Raw genomic sequence first — 22788 nt, forward strand, 5'->3', positions numbered from 1 at the left:
CGCTCCCTGCACGGAGCCGGTTCTAGAAGGGAACTACCGTGATCAAGAAGGTTATGGCCACTGCGGCCGCAGCCGTCTCCATCGTCGGCGCCACCGCCGCCGTGGCCTCCCCCGCCCTCGCCATCGCCAACGACGGCGGCACCACGTCGCTCTCCGGCAACGGCGCCCACCAGGAGTACGGCAACTCCGCCACGTACGGCAACATGAGCCCGCAGATGGCGCTCATCCAGGGCTCCCTGAACAAGCCCTGCATCGGCCTCCCGGCCAAGGTCAACGCCGGTTCGCTCATCGGCGCCATCCCGATCACCGTTCAGGACATCAACGTCCTGTCCTCCCCGCAGAACCAGCAGTGCACCGAGAACTCCACCCAGGCCAAGGGCGACGAGCCGCTGTCGCACATCCTGGACGACATCCCGGTCCTGTCGGGCAACGGCGTCGGCAACCACTGACGTTCCGCCTGAGCGCGACGACGTTCACACGTCAGGGGCCGCCCTCCGGGGCGGCCCCTTTCGTCTCCGTACGCCCGTCTCCGTACGCCCGTCGCTACCAGGTCGGCCAGACCGGTGTCGCCATCAGGCGCTCCCACTCCCGGTCGGGCATCCCCGGCACCGCCCGACCCGCCTGCACCCACTGGGCGACCAGGGCGGAATAGACGGGGAACGGAGTGCGGTCTGCGGGGGGCTGGTCACTCACATATCGGCTCTTCGGAATGAAGGCCATCCGTTCCCATTTTCCGGGATCCGGCGCCATTTTCGCTCCTTCCGCTGCGATTCCCGCATCATTACACAGGCGTCGCAGAAGAGTGATTCACCCTGATCATGTCGCGTCGCGTACCTGTGTGCGAGCGGCTCGAAATACGGTGCGAAGATGAAATTCCCGCGTCTTCGGCCGGCCCGGCGTCCGCTGCTCGCCGCGGCGGCCCTCTCCGCTCTCGCCTCCCTCGCGCCCGGCGCCCTCGCCGTCGCCCCCACCGGCCTCCCCGCCCCGGAGAAGGGGCTGAACCTGCTGGTCGTCGGCCTCGACACCCGCAAGGGGGTCACCCCGGAGGAGAAGGAACGTTTCCACCTCGGCGGCCGGGCCTGCGACTGCACGGACGCGATGATGCTCGTGCACGTCTCGGCGGCGAACGACCGCGTCGAGGTCGTGAGCCTGCCGCGGGACTCCCTCGCCTCCTTCCCGGCGGGACACCGCGACCGGCGCACCGGAGAGGTGCACCCCGCCCACCCCGAGAAGATCAACAACGCCTGGGCGGAGGGCGGTTCCGCCTTCACGGTGCGGACCGTCGAGGCGATGACGGGGCTGCCCGTCCACCGCTACCTGGAGATCGACTTCCGGCGGTTCATGGACACCGTGGACCGGGTCGACGGCGGCGTCCCGGTCTGTACGGCGCGGCCGCTCAAGGACCCGTCCACCGGCCTCGACCTCCGGCCCGGGACCAAGCGGGTCGCGGGCGGTGAGGCGCTCCAGTACGTGCGGTCGCGGAAGGCCGACGGGCAGATGGACTTCGGCCGCATCCAGAAGCAGCAGGGGTTCGTGGTGAACACCCTGCGCCGGCTCCACGACGGCGTCCTGGACGACCCGGAGCGGCTCAAGGCCTTCGCGGCGACCCTGCGCGGGACGGCCGCGGCCGAGCGGGGCATCTCGACGGCGGAGCTGCTGACGCTCGCCGCCCGCCTGCGGAACCTGCCCCCGGAGCACATGGAGTTCGCGACCGTACCCGTACGGGGCTTCAACCCGGACATCGAGGGCGTCGGGTCCACGCTCGCCTGGGACGAGAAGGGCGCCGCCGCGGTCTTCAGGCGGCTCGCCGAGGACCGGCCGCTGCCGGCCGCCGGAGCGGTCGCGCCGAGCGAGATCCCGGTGGGCACGTACCGGCCCGCCCGGGGGTCTTCGCTCATCTGCCCGTAGTCCGTCCGGTGGACTTCCCGGAACCTCCGGCTCCCCGACCAGTTGATCAGTGCGGCTCGGCACTCAGCGGGCCAGTATCCGAAAGGCCTCCACAATGAAGAAGCTCTTGGCGACGGCCGCTGTGGCCGCGTCCGTGCTCGGCACGACGGCGGCGGGTGCCGGTCAGGCGCTCGCGATCGCCGACGACGGTGGCACCACGTCGCTGTCCGGCAACGGCGCCCACCAGGAGTACGGCAACTCCGCCACGTACGGCAACATGAGCCCGCAGCTCGCGCTCGTGCAGGGCTCCCTGAACAAGCCGTGCGTCGGCCTCCCGGCCAAGGTCAACGCCGGTTCGCTGATCGGCCTCATCCCGATCACCGTCCAGGACGTCAACGTCCTGTCCTCCCCGCAGAACCAGCAGTGCACCGAGAACTCCACCCAGGCCAAGGGCGACGAGGCCCTGTCGCACATCCTGGACGACATCCCGATCCTCTCGGGCAACGGCGCCGGCAACAGCTGATCGACGACGCTCAGCCGGGTGCGGCCCCGCCGCCCCTCTCCGGAGGGGCGGCGGGGCCGTGTCCTTTCCCGGGGGCCGGGGGCTCAGAGCCTCTGGCGCAGCTCGGCCGGGTCGGTGACCGGGGCGTCGCAGGTGAAGTGACGGCACACGTACGCGGCGGGCGCCCCGGCCACGAGCGGCCGGTCCCTCAGGAGCGGGAACTCCTCTCCGCCGGGGGCTCCGGTGGCGAGGACCGCTCCGGGCGTGGTCGCCGCCAGGGCCGTACGGCGCAGCTCCCGGAAGGCCGGGTCGGCGGGGTCGCCGACGACGGCGATCTCGCGGGGCCCGTCGAGGAGGGCCTCCGCGACGGCCAGGCCCCAGCCGATGAAGCGGGGCGCGCGCGGGCCGAGGGCCTTGACCACGCCGAGGGCCGCTTCGGCGGCGGCGCGGTGGGCCTCCGAGCCGGTGTGCGCCGCGTACGACAGGAGCGCTCCGGCGGCGGCGGTCCAGCCCGACGGGGTGGCGTTGTCGGTGGGGTCCTGGGGGCGCCGGATGAGGGTCTCGGCGTCGTGGGCCGTGTCGTACAGGGCCCCGCCCTCGGCGGTGAAGCGGTCGAGGACGATGTCCAGGAGGAAGCCGGCGAACTCCAGCCAGGCGCCCTCGCCGGTGACGGCGGCGAGGGCGAGGAACCCCTCGGCGACGTCGGCGTAGTCCTCCAGGACCCCCGCGTTCGTCCCGGCCCGGCCGTCCTTGGAGGTACGGGTCAGCCTGGCCGACTCGTCCATGTGGACCCGGACGAGGAGGTCGGCGGCCTCGGTGGCGCGGTCGATCAGGTCGGGGCGGTCGAAGAGGGCGCCGGTCTCGGCGAGGGCGGCGATCGCGAGGCCGTTCCAGGCGGCGACGACCTTGTCGTCACGGCCGGGGCGCTCGCGCTCCTCGCGGGCGGCGAGGAGCCGGGCCGCGATCGAGCCGATCCGGCCGGCGTCCGCCGGGCCCGCCTCCTGCGACAGCTGGAGGACGGAGCTGCCGTGCTCGAAGGTGCCGTCCTCGGTGACGCCGTAGTGGGCTGCGGCGAGGGCGGCGTCCTCCGCGCCGAGGACCTCGGCCAGCTGGTCGGGGGTCCACACGTAGAAGGCGCCCTCGACGTGCTTGCCCGTGCCGTCGTCGGAGTCCGCGTCCAGCGCCGAGGCGAAACCGCCCTCGGGCGTCCGGAGCTCACGCACCAGGAAGTCGGCCGTCTCCAGGGCGACCCGGCGGGCCAGGTCGCTGCCGGTGGCCTTCCACAGGTGCGCGTACACCCGGCAGAGCAGTGCGTTGTCGTACAGCATCTTCTCGAAGTGCGGCACGACCCACGCCCGGTCGACCGCGTACCGCGCGAAGCCGCCGCCCAGCTGGTCGTAGATGCCGCCGCGGGCCATCGCCTCGCAGGTGTCGACAGCCATCTGGAGAGCTCCCTCGGAGCCCGTACGGGCATGGTGGCGGAGCAGGAACTCCAACGCCATCGACGGCGGGAACTTGGGCGCACCCCCGAAGCCCCCACGGGTCGCGTCGTACTCCCGGGTCAGCGCGAGCAGCGCCCCCGCCAGCTCCTCCTCACCGGGCACACCGGCACCGCCGTACGCCAGCGAGCGCCCCGCGAGGTCCTTCACGATCCGGTCCGCGACCTCCGCGACCTCCTCGCGGCGCCCCTCCCACGCCTCCTTCACCCCGGTGAGCACCTCCGGGAAGGAGGGCATCCCGTGCCGGGGCTCGGGCGGGAAGTACGTACCGAAGTAGAAGGGGGCCGCGTCCGGCGTGAGGAAGACCGTCATCGGCCAGCCACCCTGACCGGTCGCCGCCTGGACCGCCTCCATGTAGACCGCGTCGACGTCGGGGCGCTCCTCCCGGTCGACCTTCACGGCCACGAAGTTGTCGTTGACCAGGGCCGCGATGGCGTCGTCCTCGAAGGACTCGTGCGCCATGACGTGGCACCAGTGGCAGGAGCTGTATCCGACGCTCAGCAGTACGGGGACGTCGCGGCGGCGGGCCTCCTCGAAGGCCTCGGGGGACCAGGGCCACCAGTCGACCGGGTTGTCGGCGTGCTGGAGGAGGTACGGGGAGGTCTCATGGGCCAGTCGGTTCGGCATGGCCCCATCCTTGCGCACCCTCCCCGCCCCGACCATGCGCCACAGGGGCGGTGCTCCACTCCGGCCGAGCGCCGGGACGGCCCGGGCCCCAGGGGGGTCCGGGCCGTCCGGTGGCTACTTGGCCGGGGTGGCCTTCGGGGTGTCCGGGGCGGTGGCCGGGTCAGGGGTCTCCTCGAAGGTGATCTTGCCCATGTGGCGGTTCATGGACTTCATCAGCATCCAGACCGCGAGGGCCAGGGCCGCGAAGACGACGAAGCCGAGGACGCCGGGGGTCACCTTGTTCTTGTCCAGCTCTTCGGCGGCGAAGGGGACAAGCTGGGTCAGTGCCAGGTGTGCGCTCATGTCAGGCATTGTCGCGGATGCCCGCGAAGAGATCTTCCTCGGGGAGGGAGGTCGGGACCAGCGCCTTGCTGAGCTCGTACTCCTCCGTCGGCCAGACCTCCTTCTGGATCTCCATGGGGACCCGGAACCAGCCGCCGTCGGGGTCGATCTGCGTGGCGTGCGCGATCAGCGCCTTGTCGCGGATCTCGAAGAAGTCCGCGCAGGGCACGTGGGTGGTGAGGTTGCGGGGCTTGCCGCCGAACTCGTCCCAGCGCTTGAGCCAGTCCCCGTACGGCGACTCCAGGCCGCGCGCCAGGAGGGCCTCGTGCAGGGCCTCGGTGCGGGGGCGGTTGAAGCCCTGGTTGTAGTAGAGCTTCAGGGGCTTCCAGGCCGGGCCGAACTCGGCCTCCGGGTACTTCTCGGTGTCGGTCGCGCCGTCGAAGGCCACCATCGTGATCTTGTGGGTCATGATGTGGTCGGGGTGCGGGTACCCGCCGTTCTCGTCGTAGGTCGTGATGACCTGCGGACGGAAGGAGCGGATCTCGCGGACCAGGGCCCCGGCCGCGACGTCGACGTCCTCCAGGGCGAAGCAGCCCTCGGGGAGCGGGGGCAGCGGGTCGCCCTCGGGCAGGCCCGAGTCGACGAAGCCGAGCCAGTGCTGGGAGACGCCGAGGATCTCGCGGGCCTCGTCCATCTCCTTGCGGCGCACCTCGTGGATGTTCGCCTCGATGTAGGGGTCGCCCTGAAGCTTGGGGTTCAGGACCGAGCCGCGCTCGCCGCCCGTGCACGTCACCACCATGACGTCCACCCCCTCGGACACGTACTTGGCCATCGTGGCCGCACCCTTGCTCGACTCGTCGTCGGGGTGGGCGTGAACGGCCATCAGTCGCAGCTGCTCAGTCAAGACTCGATCCTCAGTGATTCGACGCGGAGGGTGGTCTCTATAGTGACGGAATCGGGGGAGTGAAAATTCCGCCACCCCGGATTCGAGAGGATGTTCCATGAGCGCGGCGCGAGAGCAGCTGCCCGAGGGGCGCTACGGGCGCACCGCGGACGAGCGGGCGGACCGCAAGCTCAGGATCACCGGAGCGGTGCTCGGCGTCCTCTTCCTCGGCGTGATGGGCTGGTTCGGCTGGCACTACGTCGTCGACAGCAAGATCAGCGCCGAATTGATCAAGTTCGACGTGGTGAGTGCCGAAGAGGTGCAGGTGCACCTGGAGATCCGCAAGGACGAGGGCGTCAAGGGCGTCTGCACGCTGCGCTCGCGCTCCGAGGACGGGGCCGAGGTGGCCCGCAAGGACGTCCGGATCGACGACGCCGCCGGCCGCGTCGACCGCGTCTTCTCGCTCCGTACGACCGCCCGCGCGACGAGCGCCGAGCTCATCGGGTGTACGGCCCGGTAGCGGTGGGTAGGGACGGGATGACGAGTCCCGGCGAGTCACTTCGGTGACCTGGGGAGACGCCATCTTGATGGTTTATGTCCTCCCGCTTTTCGCCACTCATTGTTAGGCTCGTGGTTTCGCCCGCCCGGGACAGCGCCGCTTTTCCGCGTAGGGCGATGCTTTGTATTCCCAGTACCTACGAGGAGCACCCGTGACCCAGACCAGCGACAACGTCACCTGGCTCACCCAGGAGGCGTACACCAAGCTCAAGGACGAGCTTGAGTACCTGACTGGTCCCGCGCGTACCGAGATCGCCGCCAAGATCGCGGCGGCGCGCGAAGAGGGCGACCTGCGCGAGAACGGCGGGTACCACGCGGCCAAGGAGGAGCAGGGCAAGCAGGAGCTCCGGGTCCGCCAGCTCACCCAGCTCCTGGAGCACGCCAAGGTCGGCGAGGCCCCGGCCGAGGAGGGCGTCGTCGCGCCCGGCATGGTCGTCACGATCGCCTTCGACGGCGACGAGGACGACACGATGACCTTCCTGCTCGCCTCCCGCGAGTACGCGAGCGAGGACATCGACACCTACTCGCCGCAGTCGCCGCTCGGCGTCGGCGTCAACGGCAAGAAGGTCGGCGAGGACGCCCAGTACGAGCTGCCGAACGGCAAGAAGGCCACGGTGAAGATCCTCAGCGCGAAGCCGTACACCGGCTGAGCCGCACTCCTCGATCGAAGGGCCGGTCCCCGTGGGGGCCGGCCCTCCGTCCTTCGTGCACATGCAATGATGCGGCCTGACGTCGCGTCATCAGGGGGAGGACGAGGTGCTGGGACCGCTGCGCGTGGACGCGCCGCGCCGGATCGGACCGTACGAGGTGCTCGCCCGGCTCGGGGCCGGCGGCATGGGCGAGGTGTTCCTCGCGCGGGCCGACGGGGAGACCGTGAGCGACTCCTTCGTCGCCGTGAAGACCGTGCGGCGCGACGTCGCGGGCGATCCGGCCTTCCGGGACCGGTTCCGGCGCGAGATCAAGGTAGCCGGGCTCGTCGACAGCGCGTACGCGGCCGCGCCCGTCGGGGGCGACGCCGACGCCGGGACGCCCTGGCTGGCCACCGCGTACGTCCCCGGGCCCAGCCTCTCGCAGGCCGTGCGGCGCGGCGGCCCGCTGCCCGTCGCCGCCGTCCGGGCGCTGGGCGCGGACGTCGCCCGGGCCCTCGCCGACCTGCACCGGGCCGGGGTCCTGCACCGCGACCTCAAGCCCGGCAACGTCATGCTCGCCGTCGACGGCCCCCGGCTCATCGACTTCGGCATCGCCCGCAGCAACACCGCCACCACCATGACCGCGACCGGCATGATGGTCGGCACCCCCTCCTTCATGTCCCCCGAGCACGTCGCCGGTGCCCGCCGGGTCACGGCCGCCTCCGACGTCTTCTGCCTCGGCTCGCTGCTCTGCTACGCGGCGACCGGCGAGGACCCCTTCGGTGACGGGCCGCTCGCGGCCGTCCTGTATCGCGTCTCCCAGGCCGAGGCCGACCTGAGCCGGGTCCCGGAGGAGCTGCGCGGGACGATCGCCGCCTGCCTGGCCCTGGACCCGGCCGCCCGGCCCACGCCGGAGGCCCTCGTCGGGCTGCTCGGCACCGGGGCCCCGAAGGTCTTCCCCTGGCCGGAGGGCGTACGGGAGCACATCGGCGAGTACGGCAGGGAGCTCGCCCAGCTCGTCGCCTCGGGCGGGCCGCTCCTGGAGGCCCCGGCCGCGCCGGCCACCGGTCCCGTGGTCGCCCCCGCCGTCCCCGGCCTGCACTCCGTGCCGACGCTCGCGCCGGTGTCCGCGCCCACCGTGCCCGCCGGACCCGCCGCCGGGGAGCCCCGGAAGCGGCGGAGGCGGCTGCTCGCCGCCGTCCTCGCGCTCGCGGTCGCAGCCGGCGGCCTCGGCACCTACCTGCTGTGGCCCGAGCCCGCGCCGCCGAGGGACCCCGCGAAGGCCGCCCCGCCCGCCGGGCCCCGGGTCCCCGGCGTGGACGCCCACGGGCCCGTCGACGCCTCGGGGGTCGTCGCGCAGAACGCAGCGCAGCGCCCGGCCGGCTGGAAGCCCTGGCGGGCGAAGCTGACCGCCCCCGCCTTCGGCTGCTCTGCCGGCGAGAAGGCACTCGTGTGCCGGACGACGGACGGGCGGTACGAGGCCCTGGACCCGGCGGACGGGAAGCCGCTGTGGAGCGCCGACCTGGTGGCGGACCCCCGGGACGACTCCAGCACCATCGGGCCCACCGGCGGGATCTTCGTCGCGGGCAGCACGAACGTCCCCGCCGTCCACGGCGACTCCGTCGTCCTGCTCTCCGGCAAGCGCCTCCAGGTCCGGGACGCCCGCAGCGGCGCCGTGCGCTGGGAGCAGAAGGACCCCGCGCAGGCCAAGCTGGCCACCCGGCCGATCGTGGGCGACGGCACGGTCTTCGTCCGGTCCGGCGAGGAGAGCGACCAGGTGACGGCCTTCGCCCTCGCGGACGGCCGCCGGCTGTGGTCCGCCTCGCTCACCAACAACGACCCCTCGCGGGGCGAATTCCGCGACTTCGAGCCCGTCGCCTACGCGAACGGCCTCGTGTACGCGCTGAGCGACGGCGGTTTCGTCGCGCTCGACGCGAAGACCGGCCAGCAGCGCGGCCAGGTGCCGTCGGAGGCCAAGGGGTGCGACGGCCTCGGCGTCCAGGGCCGGTACGCCTACTGCGCGCCGCTCGACGCGACGGCCGCGGCCCCGCTCGCGCTGTACCGCCTGGACGCCGCGACGCTCGCCCCGGTGGGCGCCGGCAGGCTCCCGCTGCCCGCCGACGTCGCGAAGTCGGGCGCCCTGCCGGCCGCCGTGTCCGCCCGGACCGCCGTCGTCGTCGACCGGGGCCCGCTGCCCTGGGCCGACTGGGGCAACACCGGAAAGCCCGACGGCGTGTTCGTCCTCGACCCGGCCACCGGCAGGACCCTCGGCCACTACCCGGTCCCCCCGCTCACCGGCGCCGACGGGAAGAAGCAGTTCGTCTCCAGCCCGCTGATCGCCGGGAACACGCTGCTCTACGCCGACTTCTCGGCCCTGCACCTGGTGCCGCTCGGCCCGAACGGCACGCCCGGCAAGGAGCGCGTCGTACCCGTGCCCGGCGCCCCCGGGCCGCGCGCCAAGGACCCGTACATGCGGGGGAACGGCACCACCATCGGCCGGGAGATCCGCCCGCCGGAGGTGCTGCCGCTCGGCGGTGTCGCCCACGTCGTGTACGACACCGGGGTCGTCGCCTCCGTCGCCCTGCCCAAGGAGTAGGTCTCTTGCTGGAAGCCCTGCCACCGGGACAGCCCCCGCGGCTCCTCGGCCCCTACCGGCTGCTCGCCCGCCTCGGCGCCGGAGGCATGGGCGAGGTGCACCTCGCCTGCCGGGCGGACGAGCCGACGGCCGATCCGTACCGGATGGTCGCCGTGAAGACCGTGCGGGAGGACCTGGAGGTCGACGGGGACTTCCGGACCCGCTTCCGGCGGGAGATCGCGGCCGCGCGGACCGTGGACGGGCCGGGCGTCGCGCGGCTCGTGGACGCGGACGCCGACGCGGCGTCGCCGTGGCTGGCGACCGAGTACGTGCCGGGGCCCTCGCTCGCGGAGGCCGTCGTACGGTCCGGGGCGCTGCCCGTCGGGTCCGTCCGGGCCCTCGGGACCGCCCTCGCGCGGGCCCTCGCGGACGTGCACGCGGTGAAGGTGCTGCACCGGGACCTCAAGCCGGCGAACGTGCTGCTCGCCGCGGCCGGGCCCAAGCTGATCGACTTCGGCATCGCGCAGGCCTTCGAGGCGACCGCGCTGACCTCGACCGGTCTGGTCGTGGGCTCCCCCGGCTTCATGTCGCCGGAGCACCTGGTGGGCAGCCGGGCGGTGGTGCCCGCCTCGGACGTGTTCTGCCTGGGCGCGGTCCTCGCGTTCGCGGCGAGCGGCCGGGGGCCGTTCCACGACGACGAGATGGCGGCCGTGATCTACCGGATCAGCCGGGCCGAGGCCGACCTCGACGGCGTCCCGGAGGAGCTGCGGCCGGTCGTGGAGCGCTGTCTGCTGCTCGACCCGGACCTGCGGCCGTCGGCGGCGGAGCTCGCGGAGCTGCTCGGCGGCGGTTTCGCGTCCGAGGTGTTCCCGTGGCCCGGCCCGGTGCTCTCGCTGCTCGCCGAGTACGGGGAGGCCGCCCGGAGCGCCGGGGAGGCGGCGACCTCCGGCGCGGGCGTGGCCGACCTGCCGACGCTCGGCCCGGTCGTGCCGTACTCCCCCACCGCGATGACCGCCCGGCCCGCGCTCCCCGAGGCCCCCGTGGAGCGGCGCCGCCGCCCGTGGGGCGCGATCGTCGCGGGCGCGGTGGCGGTGGCCCTGGTGGCGACGGTCGGCGTGGTGCTCCTGAACCGGGGCGGCGGGCAGGGCGGTGCGGCCACGGGCGGGGTCGCGGGCCCGCCGAGCAGTGGCCCCTCGACCGCCACCACGCCGCCGGTCGCCGCGCTGAGCCAGGTCGTCCTGCCGTACGGCGGCGAGGGCCACGGCAACGACTTCGGCGCGGCCGCCACGGACCACGGCCACCGTCCGGCGGGCTGGGCGCCCTGGACCGCCGAGGTCGAGCAGGGCACCGGCAGCTGCGCGCTCTCCCCGAAGGTGCTGGTCTGCCCGGGGTCCGGCGGCGCGGTCACCGGGCTTGGCGCGGCGGACGGCAAGGAGCGGTGGAAGGTGCCGGGCCGGGGCGAGGGGCTGCGCAGCGGGCCCCAGTACCCGGCGGTCGTCGGCGACACGGCGTACGTGACGGGGCCGGACGGGGTCGTCGCGTACGGGGTCGCGGACGGCGAGGAGCGCGGGCGGATCCCGGGGCCCGGGACCGACTGGGCCGTGAAGGGCACCGACCTGCGGGACGGCGTCCTCTACTCGACGTACGTGAACGTGCGCGACGAGCGGACGGGCCTGGCGACGGCCGTGCGCCTCGCCGACGGCAAGCAGCTGTGGCGGACGCCCCTCGACGCCCTGCCGGAGGAACCGGTCGCGGCGGCGGGCCGGGTCCTGGTGCCGCTGGGGGTCGTACCGGTGGCGCTCGACGCCCGTACCGGCAAGGAGGTGGCGCGCGGGGCGGCGGACTGCCAGCGGTTCGTGGTGCACGAGAAGAGCGGCAGCGTGCTGTGCACGGGCTCCTCGGCCGGGTCCGTGACCGTCCTCGACGGCACGACGCTGAAGCGCAAGCGGTCCTTCGGGGCCGGGGTGACCGCGGGTCCCGCCGTGAACGCGGACGGCCTGGTGGCGGTGGCGAACGGCACGCTCCTGAGCGTCTACGACCTGGCGAGCGGCGAGCGGCGCTGGTCCTGGCCGGCCACCCTGACCGAGGGCGTCGCGCAGGAGGTGTACTTCGCGGGGAACCGGGTCCTCGTCGCCGCCAAGAACGAGGCGGTGTCCGTCGCGGTGGCGGGTCCCGCCTCCGACGGCGACTACGAGCGGTTCGAGGCGAAGCTCCCCGACGGCTTCACGCTGCAGGCCGGCGGGAAGCCGCTGGCCTCCGGAGGGGCGGCCTTCGTCTCGTTCCCCGACGGGCTCGTCTTCTCCGCCTACCTGCCCTGAGGCCCCGGAGCGGGCGTCACGCCGTCGCCGAGCGGTACTTCCGCACCGACAGGGTCCGGAAGACCGTGATGATCAGGACCGACCAGAGGAGGGACGCCCACACCGGGTGCTGCATCGGCCAGGCGTCGGAGGTGGAGACGCCGGGGTTGCCGAAGAGGACCCGGCAGGCCTGGACGGTCGCGCTGAACGGGTTCCACTCGGCGATCGGCTGGAGCCAGGACGGCAGGTTGCTGGAGTCCACGAACGCGTTCGAGATGAACGTCACCGGGAAGAGCCAGATCAGCCCGCCCGAGGTCGCCGCCTCCGGGGTGCGGACCGAGAGGCCGATCAGGGCGCCGATCCACGAGAAGGCGTAGCCGAGGAGGAGCAGGAGGGCGAAGGCGCCGAGCGCCTTGGGGACGCCCTCGTGGATGCGCCAGCCGACGAGGAGGGCGACGATCGCGAGGACGACCAGGGTGAGCGTCGTCTGGACCAGGTCGGCGAGCGTGCGGCCGGTGAGGACCGCGCCGCGGGCCATCGGCAGGGAACGGAAGCGGTCGATCAGGCCCTTGTGCATGTCGTCGGCGATGCCCGCGCCCGCTCCGGCCGTGGCGAAGGTGACGGTCTGGGCGAAGATGCCGGCCATCAGGAACTCGCGGTAGACCTCCGGCGAGGTGGAGTTCCCGATCTGCATCGAGCCGCCGAAGACGTAGCTGAACAGCACCACGAACATGATCGGCTGGACGAGCCCGAAGATGATCACCTCGGGGATCCGGGACATCTTGATCAGGTTGCGGCGTGCGATCACGAGCGAGTCGCCGACCGACCGGGCGACGGCCCCGCGCGGGCGCGGGTCGGCCGGCCGTCCGGGCCTCTCCAGGACGGTGGTCACTTCACGGTCTCCTTCCGGCCCTTCCCGCCCCCGGCCGCCGGCTCGCCCTCCTCCTCGCCCCGGTCGGCCACGTGGCCGGTGAGGGAGAGGAAGACGTCGTCGAGGGTCGGGCGGCGCAGGCCGATGTCGTCGATCTCGGCGCCGACGGCGTCCAGGTCGCGGATGACCTCGGCGAGCAGCTTGGCGCCGCCGGTGACGGGGACGGTGAGCTTGCGGGTGTGCTCCTCGACGGAGACCTCGCCGTGGCCGATCCCCGCGAGGCCGTAGCGGGCGAGGACGTCCCGGGCGTCGGCGATCATCTCCGGCTCGTGGACGACGACCTCCACGCGCTCGCCGCCGGTCTGGGCCTTGAGCTGGTCGGCGGTGCCGCGGGCGATGACCCTTCCGTGGTCGACGACGCAGATGTCGTGGGCGAGGTGGTCGGCCTCCTCCAGGTACTGGGTGGTGAGGAGCAGGGTCGTACCGCTGGCGACGAGCTCCTTGATGACCTCCCAGAGCTCCTGCCGGTTGCGCGGGTCGAGGCCGGTGGTCGGCTCGTCCATGAACATGACCGGCGGGGAGACGACGAGGGCCGCCGCGAGGTCGAGGCGGCGGCGCATGCCGCCGGAGTACGTCTTGGCGGGCCGGTCGGCGGCGTCGGCGAGGTGGAACCGTTCGAGCAGCTCACCGGCCCGCTCCTTCGCCGCCTTCGCCCTCATCTGGTAGAGCTGGCCGACCATCGTGAGGTTCTCGCGGCCGGTGAGGTACTCGTCGACGGCCGCGAACTGGCCGGAGAGGCCGATCGAGCGGCGGACCTCGTCGGGGCGCCCGAGGACGTCGATCCCGGCGACGAGGGCCCGTCCGCTGTCGGGTCTGATGAGGGTCGTCAGGACCCGCACGGCGGTCGTCTTGCCCGCGCCGTTCGGGCCGAGCAGCCCCAGGACGGTGCCTTCCGGCACGTCGAGGTCGACCCCGTCCAGAGCTCGTACGTCGCCGAAGGTCTTCACCAGGCCCTCGGCGTAGATCGCGCCTGGCATGTGAGCGCTCCCGGGAGATTCGGGCGTTTCCTACCGATCCTAGGAGCGCGGAGCGGCTCGCGCCCGGTGAGCCCGGCGGCCCGCCCCCGGCCGTCCCGGCTGTCCCGGGCGTCCCGGGCCGGGGTGCGGGACGCCCGTTGGCGTGCTGTTGGCGGGCCGTTGGCCACGGGGGCGATGCTGGGGCCCTCGCACGGAGCACGACGACGACGGGGAGCACGAGATGGCGGTCGGCACATACGGCACGGGCAGGACCAGCGGGACGGGCGGGGCCAGCGGGACGGGCGGGACGGGCGGGACCGGCGGTGTGAGGGCGGCCGGTGGTGCAGAAGCGGTCGGCGGGACGGGGGGCAAGGGGTGTTCCGGTTGCGCCGGATGTGACACGGCGACGCCCTGGGCCGAGCTGGCCGCCGAGATGCGCCGCATCAAGGGCGCCACCGAGCTGAGCTACGGCAAGCTCGCGCAGCGCACCCACTACAGCCGCTCCTCGTGGGAACGGTTCCTGAACCAGAAGCAGCTGCCGACCCGGGTCGCCGTCGAGGAGTTCGCCGCGGCCGCCGGGACCGACCCCGGCCCCCTCCTGCTCCGCCTGGAGCGCTCCCTCGCGCACGAGACGGCCGTCCGCGCCGCGGCCGCCGCCCGGGACGCGGAGCCGGCGCCCGCCCCCGCGGTCCCGGCCGCCCGGCGGGCGTCCGGGCTGCCGGGCCTCGGCCGGCCGCTGGGCCTGCTCGCGGCGGGTGCCCTGGTCGGCGGCGGCCTGGTGACCGTCCTCCACCGGGCGGCCCGGCTCCGTAGCGGCAGGTGAGACGGAGGGGGAGGCGTACGCGCGTCCCGCGTCCCCCGCGTACGCGCGGACGTCAGCCGACGACCGTGTCCCGGCCGTCCCGGAGACGTCAGCCGATGACCGTGTACCCGGCGTCCCGCAGCGCCTCCTCCACCTCCCGGCAGTGCTCCGGGCCCTTCGTCTCCAGGTGCAGTTCGACCTCCGCCTCCGTCAGGCCGAGGCGCGGATCGGTCCGTACGTGGCTGACGTCCAGGACGTTCGCGTCGACCACCGTCAGGACCGCGAGCAGCGTCGCGAGCGCCCCCGGCCGGTCCGTGACGCGCAGCCGCAGGCTCAGGTAGCGGCCCCCGGCGGCCATGCCGTGCCGCAGGATCCGCTGGAGCAGCAGCGGGTCGACGTTCCCGCCGGAGAGGACGGCCACGACCGGCCCCCGGAAGGATCCGGGGTCGGTGAGGAGGGCCGCGACCGGGCTCGCGCCCGCCGGTTCGACCACCAGCTTCGCCCGCTCCAGGCAGAGCAGCAGCGCGGAGGAGAGGGCGTCCTCGGAGACCGTACGGACCTCGTCGACGTACTCCCTGATCAGGGCGAACGGCACGTCGCCCGGGCGCCCGACCTTGATCCCGTCGGCCATCGTCACCGGCGACTCGATCACCACCGGGTGCCCGGCGGCCAGCGAGGGCGGGTAGGCGGCGGCGCCCTCCGCCTGGACGCCGATCACCTTCACGTCCGGGCGCAGCGACTTCACGGCGAGCCCGATGCCGGCGGCGAGCCCGCCGCCGCCGATGCCGACGACGATCGTCCGGACCTCGGGGCACTGCTCCAGGATCTCCAGGCCGACCGTGCCCTGTCCGGCGATGATGTCGGGGTGGTCGAAGGGGTGGATGAAGACCGCGCCGGTCTCGTGGGCGTACTCCTCCGCCGCCGCGAGCGTCTCGTCGACGACGTGGCCGTGCAGTCGGACGTCCGCGCCGTAGTCGCGGGTCGCCGCGACCTTCGGCAGCGGGGCGCCGAGCGGCATGAAGACGGTGGCGTGCACCCCGAGCAGTTTCGAGGCGAGCGCGACGCCCTGCGCGTGGTTGCCGGCGGAGGCCGCGACCACCCCGGCCGCCCGCTCCTCGGGCCGCAGCCCGGCGATCCGTACGTACGCCCCGCGGAGTTTGAAGGAGCCGGTCCGCTGGAGGTTCTCGCACTTGAGGTGGACCGGGGCTCCCACCAGCGAGGACAGATGACGGCTGCCTTCCATCGCCGTCGTCCTGGCGACCCCGGCCAGCATCTTCTGCGCCCCCCGCACGTCGTCGAGCATCAGCCGGTGCAAGGGGTGTGGCATACGGAAGCTCATGACAGCAAGTCTCGCAGCTCACGGCCCTGGTGGCCGCCCGGCGGACGGGTCTTCGGACGGGTTTGCGCAGCGCAGGTACGGACCCCGGCGGGGCCGCGTACTCTGTCCCCCACCGACCGACCACCCCCGCACGAGAGAGACCCACAGCCATGCCCAATTCTCAGGACATGACGACTGCGCTCGACCCCGGTCTCCTCGATGCCCTCCAGCACCAGGTGGCCGTCTTCGCCCGGCGGGCCGAGCAGACGCGTCTCGGCGGGACCGGCCAGCTCCGCAACTCCATGGACCGCGCGGCCTACCTCCTCCTCAACCGCCTCGACCAGGAAGGGCCGATGGGCGTGAAGGCGCTCGCGGCGGGCATGGGGATCGACTCGTCCACCGTGACCCGCCAGGTCGCCCCGCTCGTCGACACCGGTCTGGTGAAGCGGACCTCGCACCCGGAGGACGGGCGGGCGGTGGTCCTCCAGCTCTCGCCGCGCGGCCTCGCGCGCCTGGAGGAGGTCCGCGCCTCGCGCCGGCAGCTGATGGTGGAGGTCACGGAGGGCTGGACGCCGGACGAGCGGGAGTCCTTCTGCACCCTGCTCACCCGCTTCAACACCGCCCTGTCCGCACGGCAGTCGGCGCACGCGGGCCACGCGGCGGCCGGGCCGGAGTCCGGGACCACCGCCTGACGCGCCGCCCCGCGTGACCGGGCCGACGTGCCGCCCTCGCGACCGGGCCGGCATGCCGCCCGCGTGACCGGGACCAAGTCCGCGCAGACCTCTTGACCCGGCACCCGCGCTGTCCTCAGATGAGGAGGTGCGAGAGCAGCAGAGTGGACGCGGCGCCGAACAGGCCCTCCGCGACCGGGAGTTCGAGGCGTTCGTCGCGGGGGCGGCGGGCCGGCTGCTGCATGCCGCGACGCTGCTGACCGCCGAGACCCGCGCCCACAACCCGTACGCCCAGGCCCTGTTGACCGCCGCGCTCGCGCATGTGTACGCGGTGTGGGACCGGTTGCGCGACGAGGACCCGTACGACCTCGCGCGCCGGGAGCTCGCCGCCCGCTTCGCCCGCACCGCCTGGCGCCACCACCGGGGCCAGGGCGGAGGGGTGCTCGCCGCGCTCTCCCCGCAGGAGCGGCTCGTCGTCGTCCTGCGGCTCTCCGAGGGCGTCGCGGAGGAGCAGGTCGCGGCCCTCCTCGGCCTGTCCGAGTCACGCGTCCGCGCGGTGTGCGCCCGCTCGGTCGCGACGCTGCGGGCGGCGGCGCGGGGCGCGGCGGGGGCCCGGGGCGGCGCGGGGGCCGTCTCCCGGCCGGGCGCGGGGGCGGCGGCGTGAGCCGGTACGAGGACAAGGAGGCGGCGGTGCGGCGGCTGCTCGACACGCCGCACCCGCCGGTCCCGCGCGACCTGGCGCTGCGGGCCGCCGAGCGCGGGACCCGGCTGCGCCACCACGCCCGGCGGGTGCGGCGGGTGCTGTGGTTCCTGGGCGCGCTCGCCGTGCTCGCCTTCGTGGTGTGGGCCTCGATGACGCACCCGTGGGAGGTCCCGCCGACGGCGACGACGCCGCCGCTCGACGGCCTGTGACGGCCGGGAGGCCCGGCCGTCACGGCGTGTGGGACTAGCCCAGCGCCTGGCGCAGGTCGGCGAGCAGGTCCTCGACGTTCTCGATGCCCACCGAGATGCGGACGAGGTCGGCGGGGACCTCCAGGGCGGAGCCCGCGACGGAGGCGTGGGTCATCCTGCCCGGGTGCTCGATGAGGGACTCGACGCCGCCGAGGGACTCGCCGAGGGTGAAGAGCCGGGCGCGGTTGCAGACCTCGACGGCCGCCTCCTCGCCGCCCTGGACGCGGAAGGAGATCATGCCGCCGAAGGAGCGCATCTGCTTGGCCGCGATCTCGTGCCCCGGGTGCTCCGGGAGGCCCGGGTAGAGGACCTGGGTGACCTTCGGGTGCTGGGTGAGCATCTCGGCGATCTTCTCGGCGTTCTCGCTGTGGCGGTCCATGCGGACGGCGAGGGTCTTGATGCCGCGCAGCACGATCCACGAGTCGAAGGGACCGGCGACCGCGCCCATCGCGTTCTGGTGGTAGGCGAGTTCCTCGCCGAGCGCCTCGTCGGCCGTCACCAGGGCGCCGCCGACGACGTCGGAGTGGCCGCCCATGTACTTGGTGAGGGAGTGCACGACGACGTCCGCGCCGAGCGCCAGCGGCTGCTGGAGGTAGGGCGAGGCGAAGGTGTTGTCGACGACGAGCTTCACGCCGGCCTGGCGGGCGACGCCGGCGACGGCCTCGATGTCGGTGATGCCGAGGAGCGGGTTCGAGGGGGTCTCGACCCAGATCAGCTTCGTACGGTCGTTGACCGCGGCGCGGACCGACTCGATGTCCGAGGTGTTCGCGACGGAGAAGTCGACGCCCCAGCGCTGCACGACCTTCGCGAAGAGCCGGAAGGTGCCGCCGTAGGCGTCGTTCGGGATGACCACGTGGTCGCCGGGCGCGAGGAGCGTGCGCAGCAGGCAGTCCTCGGCGGCGAGGCCCGAGGCGAAGGCGAGGCCGCGGCGGCCGCCCTCCAGGGCCGCGAGGTTCTCCTCCAGGGCCGTACGGGTGGGGTTGGCGCTGCGGCTGTACTCGTAGCCGCCGCGGAGCCCGCCCACGCCGTCCTGCTTGTAGGTGGACACCTGGTAGATGGGCGGGACGACCGCGCCGGTCAGCGGGTCGGCGGTGTTGCCCGCGTGGATCGCGCGGGTCTCGAAGTTCTGGTGGGAGTGCTGGTCGCTCATGGGTCAGGAGCGTAATGCCGCGCGGCGCCCGCCGCTTCGTTCGTCTCACCGGGTGTCCTGGACAATGGACACATGGACATTCTCTGGTTCCTGATCGCGCTCGGCCTCCTGTTCGGCGTCCTCGGTCCCTACGTGCTGCGCCGGCGCGGCGGCGCGGGGATCCGGCAGGTCGCGCCGGGGGCGCCGGACGCGGCGGACCCGGAGGCGTACGGCTTCGTGCGGCAGGAGGACCAGGACGTGCGGCTGCCGGGCGCCGACGACGAGCTCCTGCACGTCCTCGACGTCGTCCAGGCCACCCAGGACTGGAAGCCGGCCGCGCGGCTGCTCGCCGCCACCGGCAAGGACGGCGAGGTGCGCTGGCAGCGCGTCCAGGCCTTCGCGGGCGCGGCCTCCCTGGAGCTCCAGGGGCGGCCGGGCGTCGGCGGGGCGTGGCTGCGGACCTGGCGGGCGGAGGCGCCGAAGGACGCGGGCGGCGCGGCCGTGCACGCCGAGTTCCTGGTGCAGCAGGCGTGGCGGTCCTCGGCGGCCGGGACGGACGACTTCCGGATCATCCTGGAGGAGGCGCTGAAGGTCACCGAGGAGGCGGCGCTGCTCGCCCCGGGCGACCCGGTGCCGTACGTCACGCGGCTGGCGGTGGCGCGTGGACTCGGTTACTCCCACGAGCAGTTCGACCAGGTGTGGGCGCAGGTGATCGACCGCGCGCCGGAGCACATGGGGGCGCATCTGGCGGCGCTGCACTACTGGTGCGAGAAGTGGCACGGTTCGCGCGAGGAGGCCGACCACTTCGCGACGACGGCCGCGGCGCGCGCGCCCCGGGGTTCGCTGCTGGCCGCGCTGCCGCTGTTCGCGGTGTTCGAGCACGTGCCGGACGTGGTGCTCGTGCAGGACTTCTGGCGTACGGCGGTGGTGTCGAAGGCGGTGGACGGCGCGCTGTACGCGGTGCATTCGGCCCGCCCCGACGACCCGATGCTGGCGCACGTCCGCCATCTGCTGGTCTGGTTCCTCGTGCGTTCGCAGCGCTGGGCGGAGGCCATGCACCAGCTCGTACGGGTCGACGGGCACGTGGGCGCGGTCCCGTGGACGCTGAGCGAGGACCCGGCGGCGGAGTACACGGTCTTCCGGAACCTGGCGGTCGCGGGGTACGAGGCGAACGGCGGCAGCCCGGCGACGCTGCCCCGCTGAGGTCGGAGGCGGGCGGCCCCTCCCCGGTGCGGCGACCTGACAGATCAGGGCGCCGCAAACGGAATTGAGTGGACGTCGTACTCGCGCGTAGGTGATACTCCGCACTCCCCCCACGCTTCGAACAGTTGTTTTCGGCACTCCGCCGACCATTCCCGTGGGGGGACTCTGCCCGATGGGCGCGACCCTGCGTGCCGTGCGCGCGCTCGTACTGCTGTCCGGTTTCTACGCGCTCTGCCTCGGCCTGCTCGCCCTGCTCGGCGCCGCCGACTGGGCCGCCGTGCTGTGGGCCCCGGCCGCCACCCGGATCAAGATCCTCGTCGTCTCCGTACTCCTCGCCGTCCCCGTCTTCCGGGGCATGCTCATGCTGCGCACCCCGCGCGACGAGGAGCCCGGCGGCGTCCTCGTCACCGAGGCCGACGAGCCGCGGCTCTGGGAGACCGTGCGCGCGCTCGCCCGCGAGGTCGGCACCCGCGCCCCGGACGAGATCCGGCTGACCGCCGACGTCAACGCCGCGGTCACCGAGGACGCCCGCCTCCTCGGCCTCCTCGGCGGCGTCCGCAGGATGTACCTGGGCCTGCCCCTCATGGCCGGCCTCGACGAGGCCGGGCTGCGCGCCGTCCTCGCCCACGAGCTGGGTCACTACGTCAACTCCGACACCCGCCTCGCCGGGATCGGCGCACGCGGGCGCGTGCAGGTCACCCGCATCGTCGAGCTGTTCCGGGCCAAGGCCGACGCGAAGGTCGAGAAGGAGCGGGCCCGCCAGGAGCGCAGGTCCGAGAAGCGGGTCGCGCGCGGCCGGAAGGCCAAGGAGATCGACACCACCGGCGCCGGGGTCACCTACCGCGCGATGGCGAGGATCTACACCGCGTACGGCCGGCTCTACCTGCGCTCCACCCTGGCCGGCGCCCGCCGCCAGGAGCTCGCCGCCGACCTCGCCGCGGCCCGGATCGCGGGCCGCGACGCCACCGCGCGCGCCCTGAGCGACATCCCCGCGATCGACGCGGTGAACGACTTCTACCTCTCGTCCTACGCCACGCTCGGCACCGAGTACGGGCTGCTCCCCGCGCGCGGCGAGGTGTTCGGCGGCGTACGGCACCTGCTCGCCGCCCGCGGGGAGCAGCTCGCCGGGCTCCGCGAGGAGCTCCCGGAGGAGCCCGCCTCCCCCTACGACTCGCACCCGCCGATCGCCGAACGGGTCGCCCGCGTCGAGGCGCTCCCCGACGACGGCCGCGCGACGGAGGGCTCCGGCCCCGCGCTCGCCCTGCTCTCCTCGCCCGACGCGGCGATGGCCGCGATCGAGGACGTGACGCTCGCCCCCGAGGCCCTGCGGATGCGGCGCCTGGACTGGCCCGACCTGGTCCACGAGTCGATGAGCGCCCGGGTCGCCCAGGGCACGGAGGAGCTGCGGACGGCGACCCACGAGGTCACCGGAGCCGCCTGGACTGCGGCGCTGCCCGCGCTGCTCGACGCGATCGACGCGGGCTCGGCCTGGGAGATCGCCGCCCGGCTCCCGAGGTCCGAGGAGGCCGCGGCGGCGACCGGCCGCGCGGCCCGCGAGTTCGCCCGGCCCGCGCTGCGGCGGGGCCTGTCGGCCCTGGTCACGGACGAACTCCTGCGCTCGGGCCGCGCCCGCTGGGAGCTGTCCTGGTCCGGCCCGGCCACCCTCCACCTGCCCGACGGCACGGCGGACGGACTGGGCACCGCCCTGGACGCGGCCACCGCGGACCTGCCGGACACGGCCCCGCTCCGCGCCCTGCTGACCCCGCTGCCGCTCTGACCTCCGCGGCCGGCACCGCGCTCTGCGGCGACGGCCGGAGGTACGGGGGCGGTGGCCGGGAATCGCTCCCGCCCCCGGACTGTTGTCACTCCTGCCGACCGTCGAGGAGAGATGCAGCATGTTCCTGTCCCGCACCCCCGTCCTCCCCACCCCCGAGCAGGCCCTGCGCGGCCGCCCCGAGCCGGAGTTCTCCGTGCCCGAGCGGCACACCGTCCTCGGCAACCCGCTCCTCGGCCCCTACCCGGAGGGCCTGGAGGTCGCCGACTTCGCACTGGGCTGCTTCTGGGGCGCCGAGCGCAAGTTCTGGCAGACCGACGGCGTCTGGACGACCCTCGTCGGCTACCAGGGCGGCTACACACCGAACCCGGCGTACGAGGAGGTCTGCTCCGGTCTGACCGGCCACACCGAGGTCGTCCGCGTCGTCTTCGACCCGTCGAAGGTCTCGTACGACTCCCTCCTCAAGCTCTTCTGGGAGTCCCACGACCCCACCCAGGGCTTCCGCCAGGGCAACGACGTGGGCACCCAGTACCGCTCCGCGATCTACACCCACTCCCCCGCCCACACGGCCCTGGCCGAAGCCTCCCGCCAGGCCTACCAGCAGGTCCTGACCACCTCCGGCTACGGCGAGATCACCACCACGGTCCTCCCCGCCGACGACCGCCCCTTCTACCCGGCCGAGGCCTACCACCAGCAGTACCTGGACAAGAACCCCGCCGGCTACTGCGGCATCGGCGGCACGGGCGTCTCCTGCCCGATCGGCGTCGCGAAGGCCGAGGGCTGACGGCTCTCGGCCACCGTCGACATGTGACGCCGGCCGTCGCGGGGGCCGCCCACGGCCACGGGCCGGGACAACGGTCCCCGGCCCGGGCGGAGTTCTCCGGCGGCCGGGCGCGGGACCACCGGTCCGGTCCTGCGGCGAGGTCAGTTGACGGCCGAACGCAGCCGGGCCGCCGTCGCCGCCGCCTCGTACCCCTCCGGGACCCCGTCGATCAGGAGGACGTCGCCCGCCATGTGGCGGGTGCGGAGGGGGATCAGGGCCTGGTAGGGCTCGGAGTCGTACCAGCCGCGGGCGTCCTCGTAGGTCGGGAAGCCGATGATGACGAGGGCGCCGGGCCAGGTGCCCTCGCGGACTTCGCGGGTGGGGGCGCCGTGGACGAGGAAGTGGCCGCCGAAGGGGTCGAGGGTGGCTTGGATGCGCTCCATGTAGGTGAAGACCTCCTCGTCGAGGACGGGCTTCGGGTGGAGGTTTCCGATGGCGTATGCGGTCATGGG

At 73.8% G+C, this 22788-nt stretch carries 23 protein-coding genes; 14 read left to right on the forward strand and 9 right to left on the reverse strand.

Features of this window, described 5'->3' with window-relative positions; translation table 11 throughout:
• Window positions 1-38: 38 nt before the first annotated feature.
• The gene (locus tag ACH4TP_RS02755; protein ID WP_389220265.1) at window positions 39-449 is read left to right on the forward strand and encodes a rodlin; all 411 of its coding nucleotides are present in this window, start codon (window positions 39-41) and stop codon (window positions 447-449) included.
• A gap of 94 nt (window positions 450-543) precedes the next feature.
• Here ACH4TP_RS02755 and ACH4TP_RS02760 read toward each other — a convergent pair whose 3' ends face one another.
• On the reverse strand, window positions 544-693 hold the full coding sequence (locus tag ACH4TP_RS02760; protein WP_389220268.1) for a hypothetical protein: 150 nt from the start codon (window positions 691-693) through the stop codon (window positions 544-546).
• A gap of 174 nt (window positions 694-867) precedes the next feature.
• On the opposite strand from ACH4TP_RS02760, the gene ACH4TP_RS02765 reads away from it, so the two are divergent.
• Both ACH4TP_RS02765 and ACH4TP_RS02770 read left to right on the forward strand, forming a co-directional pair.
• Entirely contained in the window at window positions 868-1908 is a 1041-nt protein-coding gene (locus tag ACH4TP_RS02765; RefSeq protein WP_398435370.1) for an LCP family protein, read from the forward strand.
• A 94-nt stretch (window positions 1909-2002) separates the two neighbouring features.
• Window positions 2003-2410 carry a rodlin gene (locus tag ACH4TP_RS02770; RefSeq protein WP_398186927.1) on the forward strand — a complete coding sequence of 136 codons (408 nt, stop codon included), beginning with the start codon at window positions 2003-2005 and terminating at the stop codon, window positions 2408-2410.
• A gap of 83 nt (window positions 2411-2493) precedes the next feature.
• On the opposite strand, the gene ACH4TP_RS02775 is transcribed toward ACH4TP_RS02770, so the two are convergent.
• The 3 genes from ACH4TP_RS02775 to mca form a co-directional block, all read right to left on the reverse strand.
• Window positions 2494-4515, reverse strand: a complete 2022-nt coding sequence (locus ACH4TP_RS02775) for a thioredoxin domain-containing protein (RefSeq protein ID WP_398435372.1) — start codon at window positions 4513-4515, stop codon at window positions 2494-2496.
• A 114-nt stretch (window positions 4516-4629) separates the two neighbouring features.
• Window positions 4630-4866 (reverse strand): hypothetical protein, encoded by a 237-nt coding sequence (locus ACH4TP_RS02780; protein WP_389220280.1) that lies wholly within the window; start codon window positions 4864-4866, stop codon window positions 4630-4632.
• A complete protein-coding gene (gene mca, locus ACH4TP_RS02785) occupies window positions 4859-5740 on the reverse strand; it encodes a mycothiol conjugate amidase Mca (protein WP_389220284.1) in 882 nt (293 codons plus the stop codon). Before mca ends, ACH4TP_RS02780 begins: the two co-directional genes overlap by 8 nt.
• Window positions 5741-5837: 97 nt before the next feature.
• Here mca and ACH4TP_RS02790 point away from each other — a divergent pair, with 97 nt between their 5' ends.
• From ACH4TP_RS02790 to ACH4TP_RS02805, 4 genes are all read left to right on the forward strand, one after another.
• Window positions 5838-6239, forward strand: a complete 402-nt coding sequence (locus ACH4TP_RS02790; RefSeq protein WP_389220287.1) for a DUF4307 domain-containing protein — start codon at window positions 5838-5840, stop codon at window positions 6237-6239.
• Window positions 6240-6429: 190 nt separating this feature from the next.
• Window positions 6430-6927, forward strand: coding sequence for a transcription elongation factor GreA (gene greA, locus ACH4TP_RS02795; RefSeq protein WP_389220290.1), 498 nt, complete (start codon window positions 6430-6432; stop codon window positions 6925-6927).
• A gap of 106 nt (window positions 6928-7033) precedes the next feature.
• On the forward strand, window positions 7034-9502 hold the full coding sequence (locus tag ACH4TP_RS02800) for a PQQ-binding-like beta-propeller repeat protein (protein ID WP_398435374.1): 2469 nt from the start codon (window positions 7034-7036) through the stop codon (window positions 9500-9502).
• A 5-nt stretch (window positions 9503-9507) separates the two neighbouring features.
• Window positions 9508-11799: a protein kinase gene (locus ACH4TP_RS02805; protein ID WP_398435376.1), complete on the forward strand. Its 2292-nt coding sequence runs from the start codon at window positions 9508-9510 to the stop codon at window positions 11797-11799.
• A gap of 16 nt (window positions 11800-11815) precedes the next feature.
• Here ACH4TP_RS02805 and ACH4TP_RS02810 read toward each other — a convergent pair whose 3' ends face one another.
• Together ACH4TP_RS02810 and ACH4TP_RS02815 are read right to left on the reverse strand one after the other, a co-directional pair.
• Complete coding sequence (locus ACH4TP_RS02810) at window positions 11816-12670, reverse strand: ABC transporter permease (protein ID WP_389220299.1); 855 nt, start codon at window positions 12668-12670, stop codon at window positions 11816-11818.
• Window positions 12667-13686: an ATP-binding cassette domain-containing protein gene (locus ACH4TP_RS02815; protein ID WP_398435378.1), complete on the reverse strand. Its 1020-nt coding sequence runs from the start codon at window positions 13684-13686 to the stop codon at window positions 12667-12669. The genes ACH4TP_RS02810 and ACH4TP_RS02815 overlap by 4 nt, the downstream gene beginning before the upstream one ends.
• Before the next feature lie 220 nt (window positions 13687-13906).
• On the opposite strand from ACH4TP_RS02815, the gene ACH4TP_RS02820 reads away from it, so the two are divergent.
• On the forward strand, window positions 13907-14488 hold the full coding sequence (locus ACH4TP_RS02820) for a helix-turn-helix domain-containing protein (RefSeq protein WP_398435380.1): 582 nt from the start codon (window positions 13907-13909) through the stop codon (window positions 14486-14488).
• Window positions 14489-14576: 88 nt separating this feature from the next.
• On the opposite strand, the gene ilvA is transcribed toward ACH4TP_RS02820, so the two are convergent.
• On the reverse strand, window positions 14577-15806 hold the full coding sequence (ilvA, locus tag ACH4TP_RS02825) for a threonine ammonia-lyase (RefSeq protein ID WP_389220308.1): 1230 nt from the start codon (window positions 15804-15806) through the stop codon (window positions 14577-14579).
• A 149-nt stretch (window positions 15807-15955) separates the two neighbouring features.
• Here ilvA and ACH4TP_RS02830 point away from each other — a divergent pair, with 149 nt between their 5' ends.
• From ACH4TP_RS02830 to ACH4TP_RS02840, 3 genes are all read left to right on the forward strand, one after another.
• The gene (locus ACH4TP_RS02830; RefSeq protein ID WP_389220311.1) at window positions 15956-16477 is read left to right on the forward strand and encodes a MarR family winged helix-turn-helix transcriptional regulator; all 522 of its coding nucleotides are present in this window, start codon (window positions 15956-15958) and stop codon (window positions 16475-16477) included.
• A gap of 127 nt (window positions 16478-16604) precedes the next feature.
• Window positions 16605-17120, forward strand: coding sequence for a sigma factor-like helix-turn-helix DNA-binding protein (locus ACH4TP_RS02835; RefSeq protein WP_398435381.1), 516 nt, complete (start codon window positions 16605-16607; stop codon window positions 17118-17120).
• The gene (locus tag ACH4TP_RS02840) at window positions 17117-17368 is read left to right on the forward strand and encodes a hypothetical protein (RefSeq protein WP_398435383.1); all 252 of its coding nucleotides are present in this window, start codon (window positions 17117-17119) and stop codon (window positions 17366-17368) included. The genes ACH4TP_RS02835 and ACH4TP_RS02840 overlap by 4 nt, the downstream gene beginning before the upstream one ends.
• A gap of 34 nt (window positions 17369-17402) precedes the next feature.
• Here ACH4TP_RS02840 and ACH4TP_RS02845 read toward each other — a convergent pair whose 3' ends face one another.
• The gene (locus ACH4TP_RS02845; RefSeq protein WP_398435385.1) at window positions 17403-18557 is read right to left on the reverse strand and encodes a cystathionine gamma-synthase; all 1155 of its coding nucleotides are present in this window, start codon (window positions 18555-18557) and stop codon (window positions 17403-17405) included.
• 72 nt (window positions 18558-18629) lie between these two features.
• On the opposite strand from ACH4TP_RS02845, the gene ACH4TP_RS02850 reads away from it, so the two are divergent.
• The 3 genes from ACH4TP_RS02850 to msrA all read left to right on the forward strand — a co-directional run bounded on the left by ACH4TP_RS02850 (window position 18630) and on the right by msrA (window position 22297).
• Window positions 18630-19739 (forward strand): hypothetical protein, encoded by a 1110-nt coding sequence (locus ACH4TP_RS02850; protein WP_398435386.1) that lies wholly within the window; start codon window positions 18630-18632, stop codon window positions 19737-19739.
• Between the two features lie 172 nt (window positions 19740-19911).
• On the forward strand, window positions 19912-21516 hold the full coding sequence (locus ACH4TP_RS02855; protein ID WP_398435388.1) for a M48 family metallopeptidase: 1605 nt from the start codon (window positions 19912-19914) through the stop codon (window positions 21514-21516).
• Between the two features lie 118 nt (window positions 21517-21634).
• Window positions 21635-22297: a peptide-methionine (S)-S-oxide reductase MsrA gene (gene msrA, locus ACH4TP_RS02860; RefSeq protein WP_398186960.1), complete on the forward strand. Its 663-nt coding sequence runs from the start codon at window positions 21635-21637 to the stop codon at window positions 22295-22297.
• Window positions 22298-22437: 140 nt separating this feature from the next.
• Here the strand turns inward: msrA and ACH4TP_RS02865 are convergent, their stop codons facing one another.
• The gene (locus ACH4TP_RS02865) at window positions 22438-22785 is read right to left on the reverse strand and encodes a DUF1330 domain-containing protein (protein ID WP_398435390.1); all 348 of its coding nucleotides are present in this window, start codon (window positions 22783-22785) and stop codon (window positions 22438-22440) included.
• Window positions 22786-22788 lie beyond the last annotated feature (3 nt).

Origin of the sequence: Streptomyces sp. NPDC021012, from assembly GCF_044333355.1 — a bacterium.
In the GTDB taxonomy this organism is placed as follows: domain Bacteria; phylum Actinomycetota; class Actinomycetes; order Streptomycetales; family Streptomycetaceae; genus Streptomyces.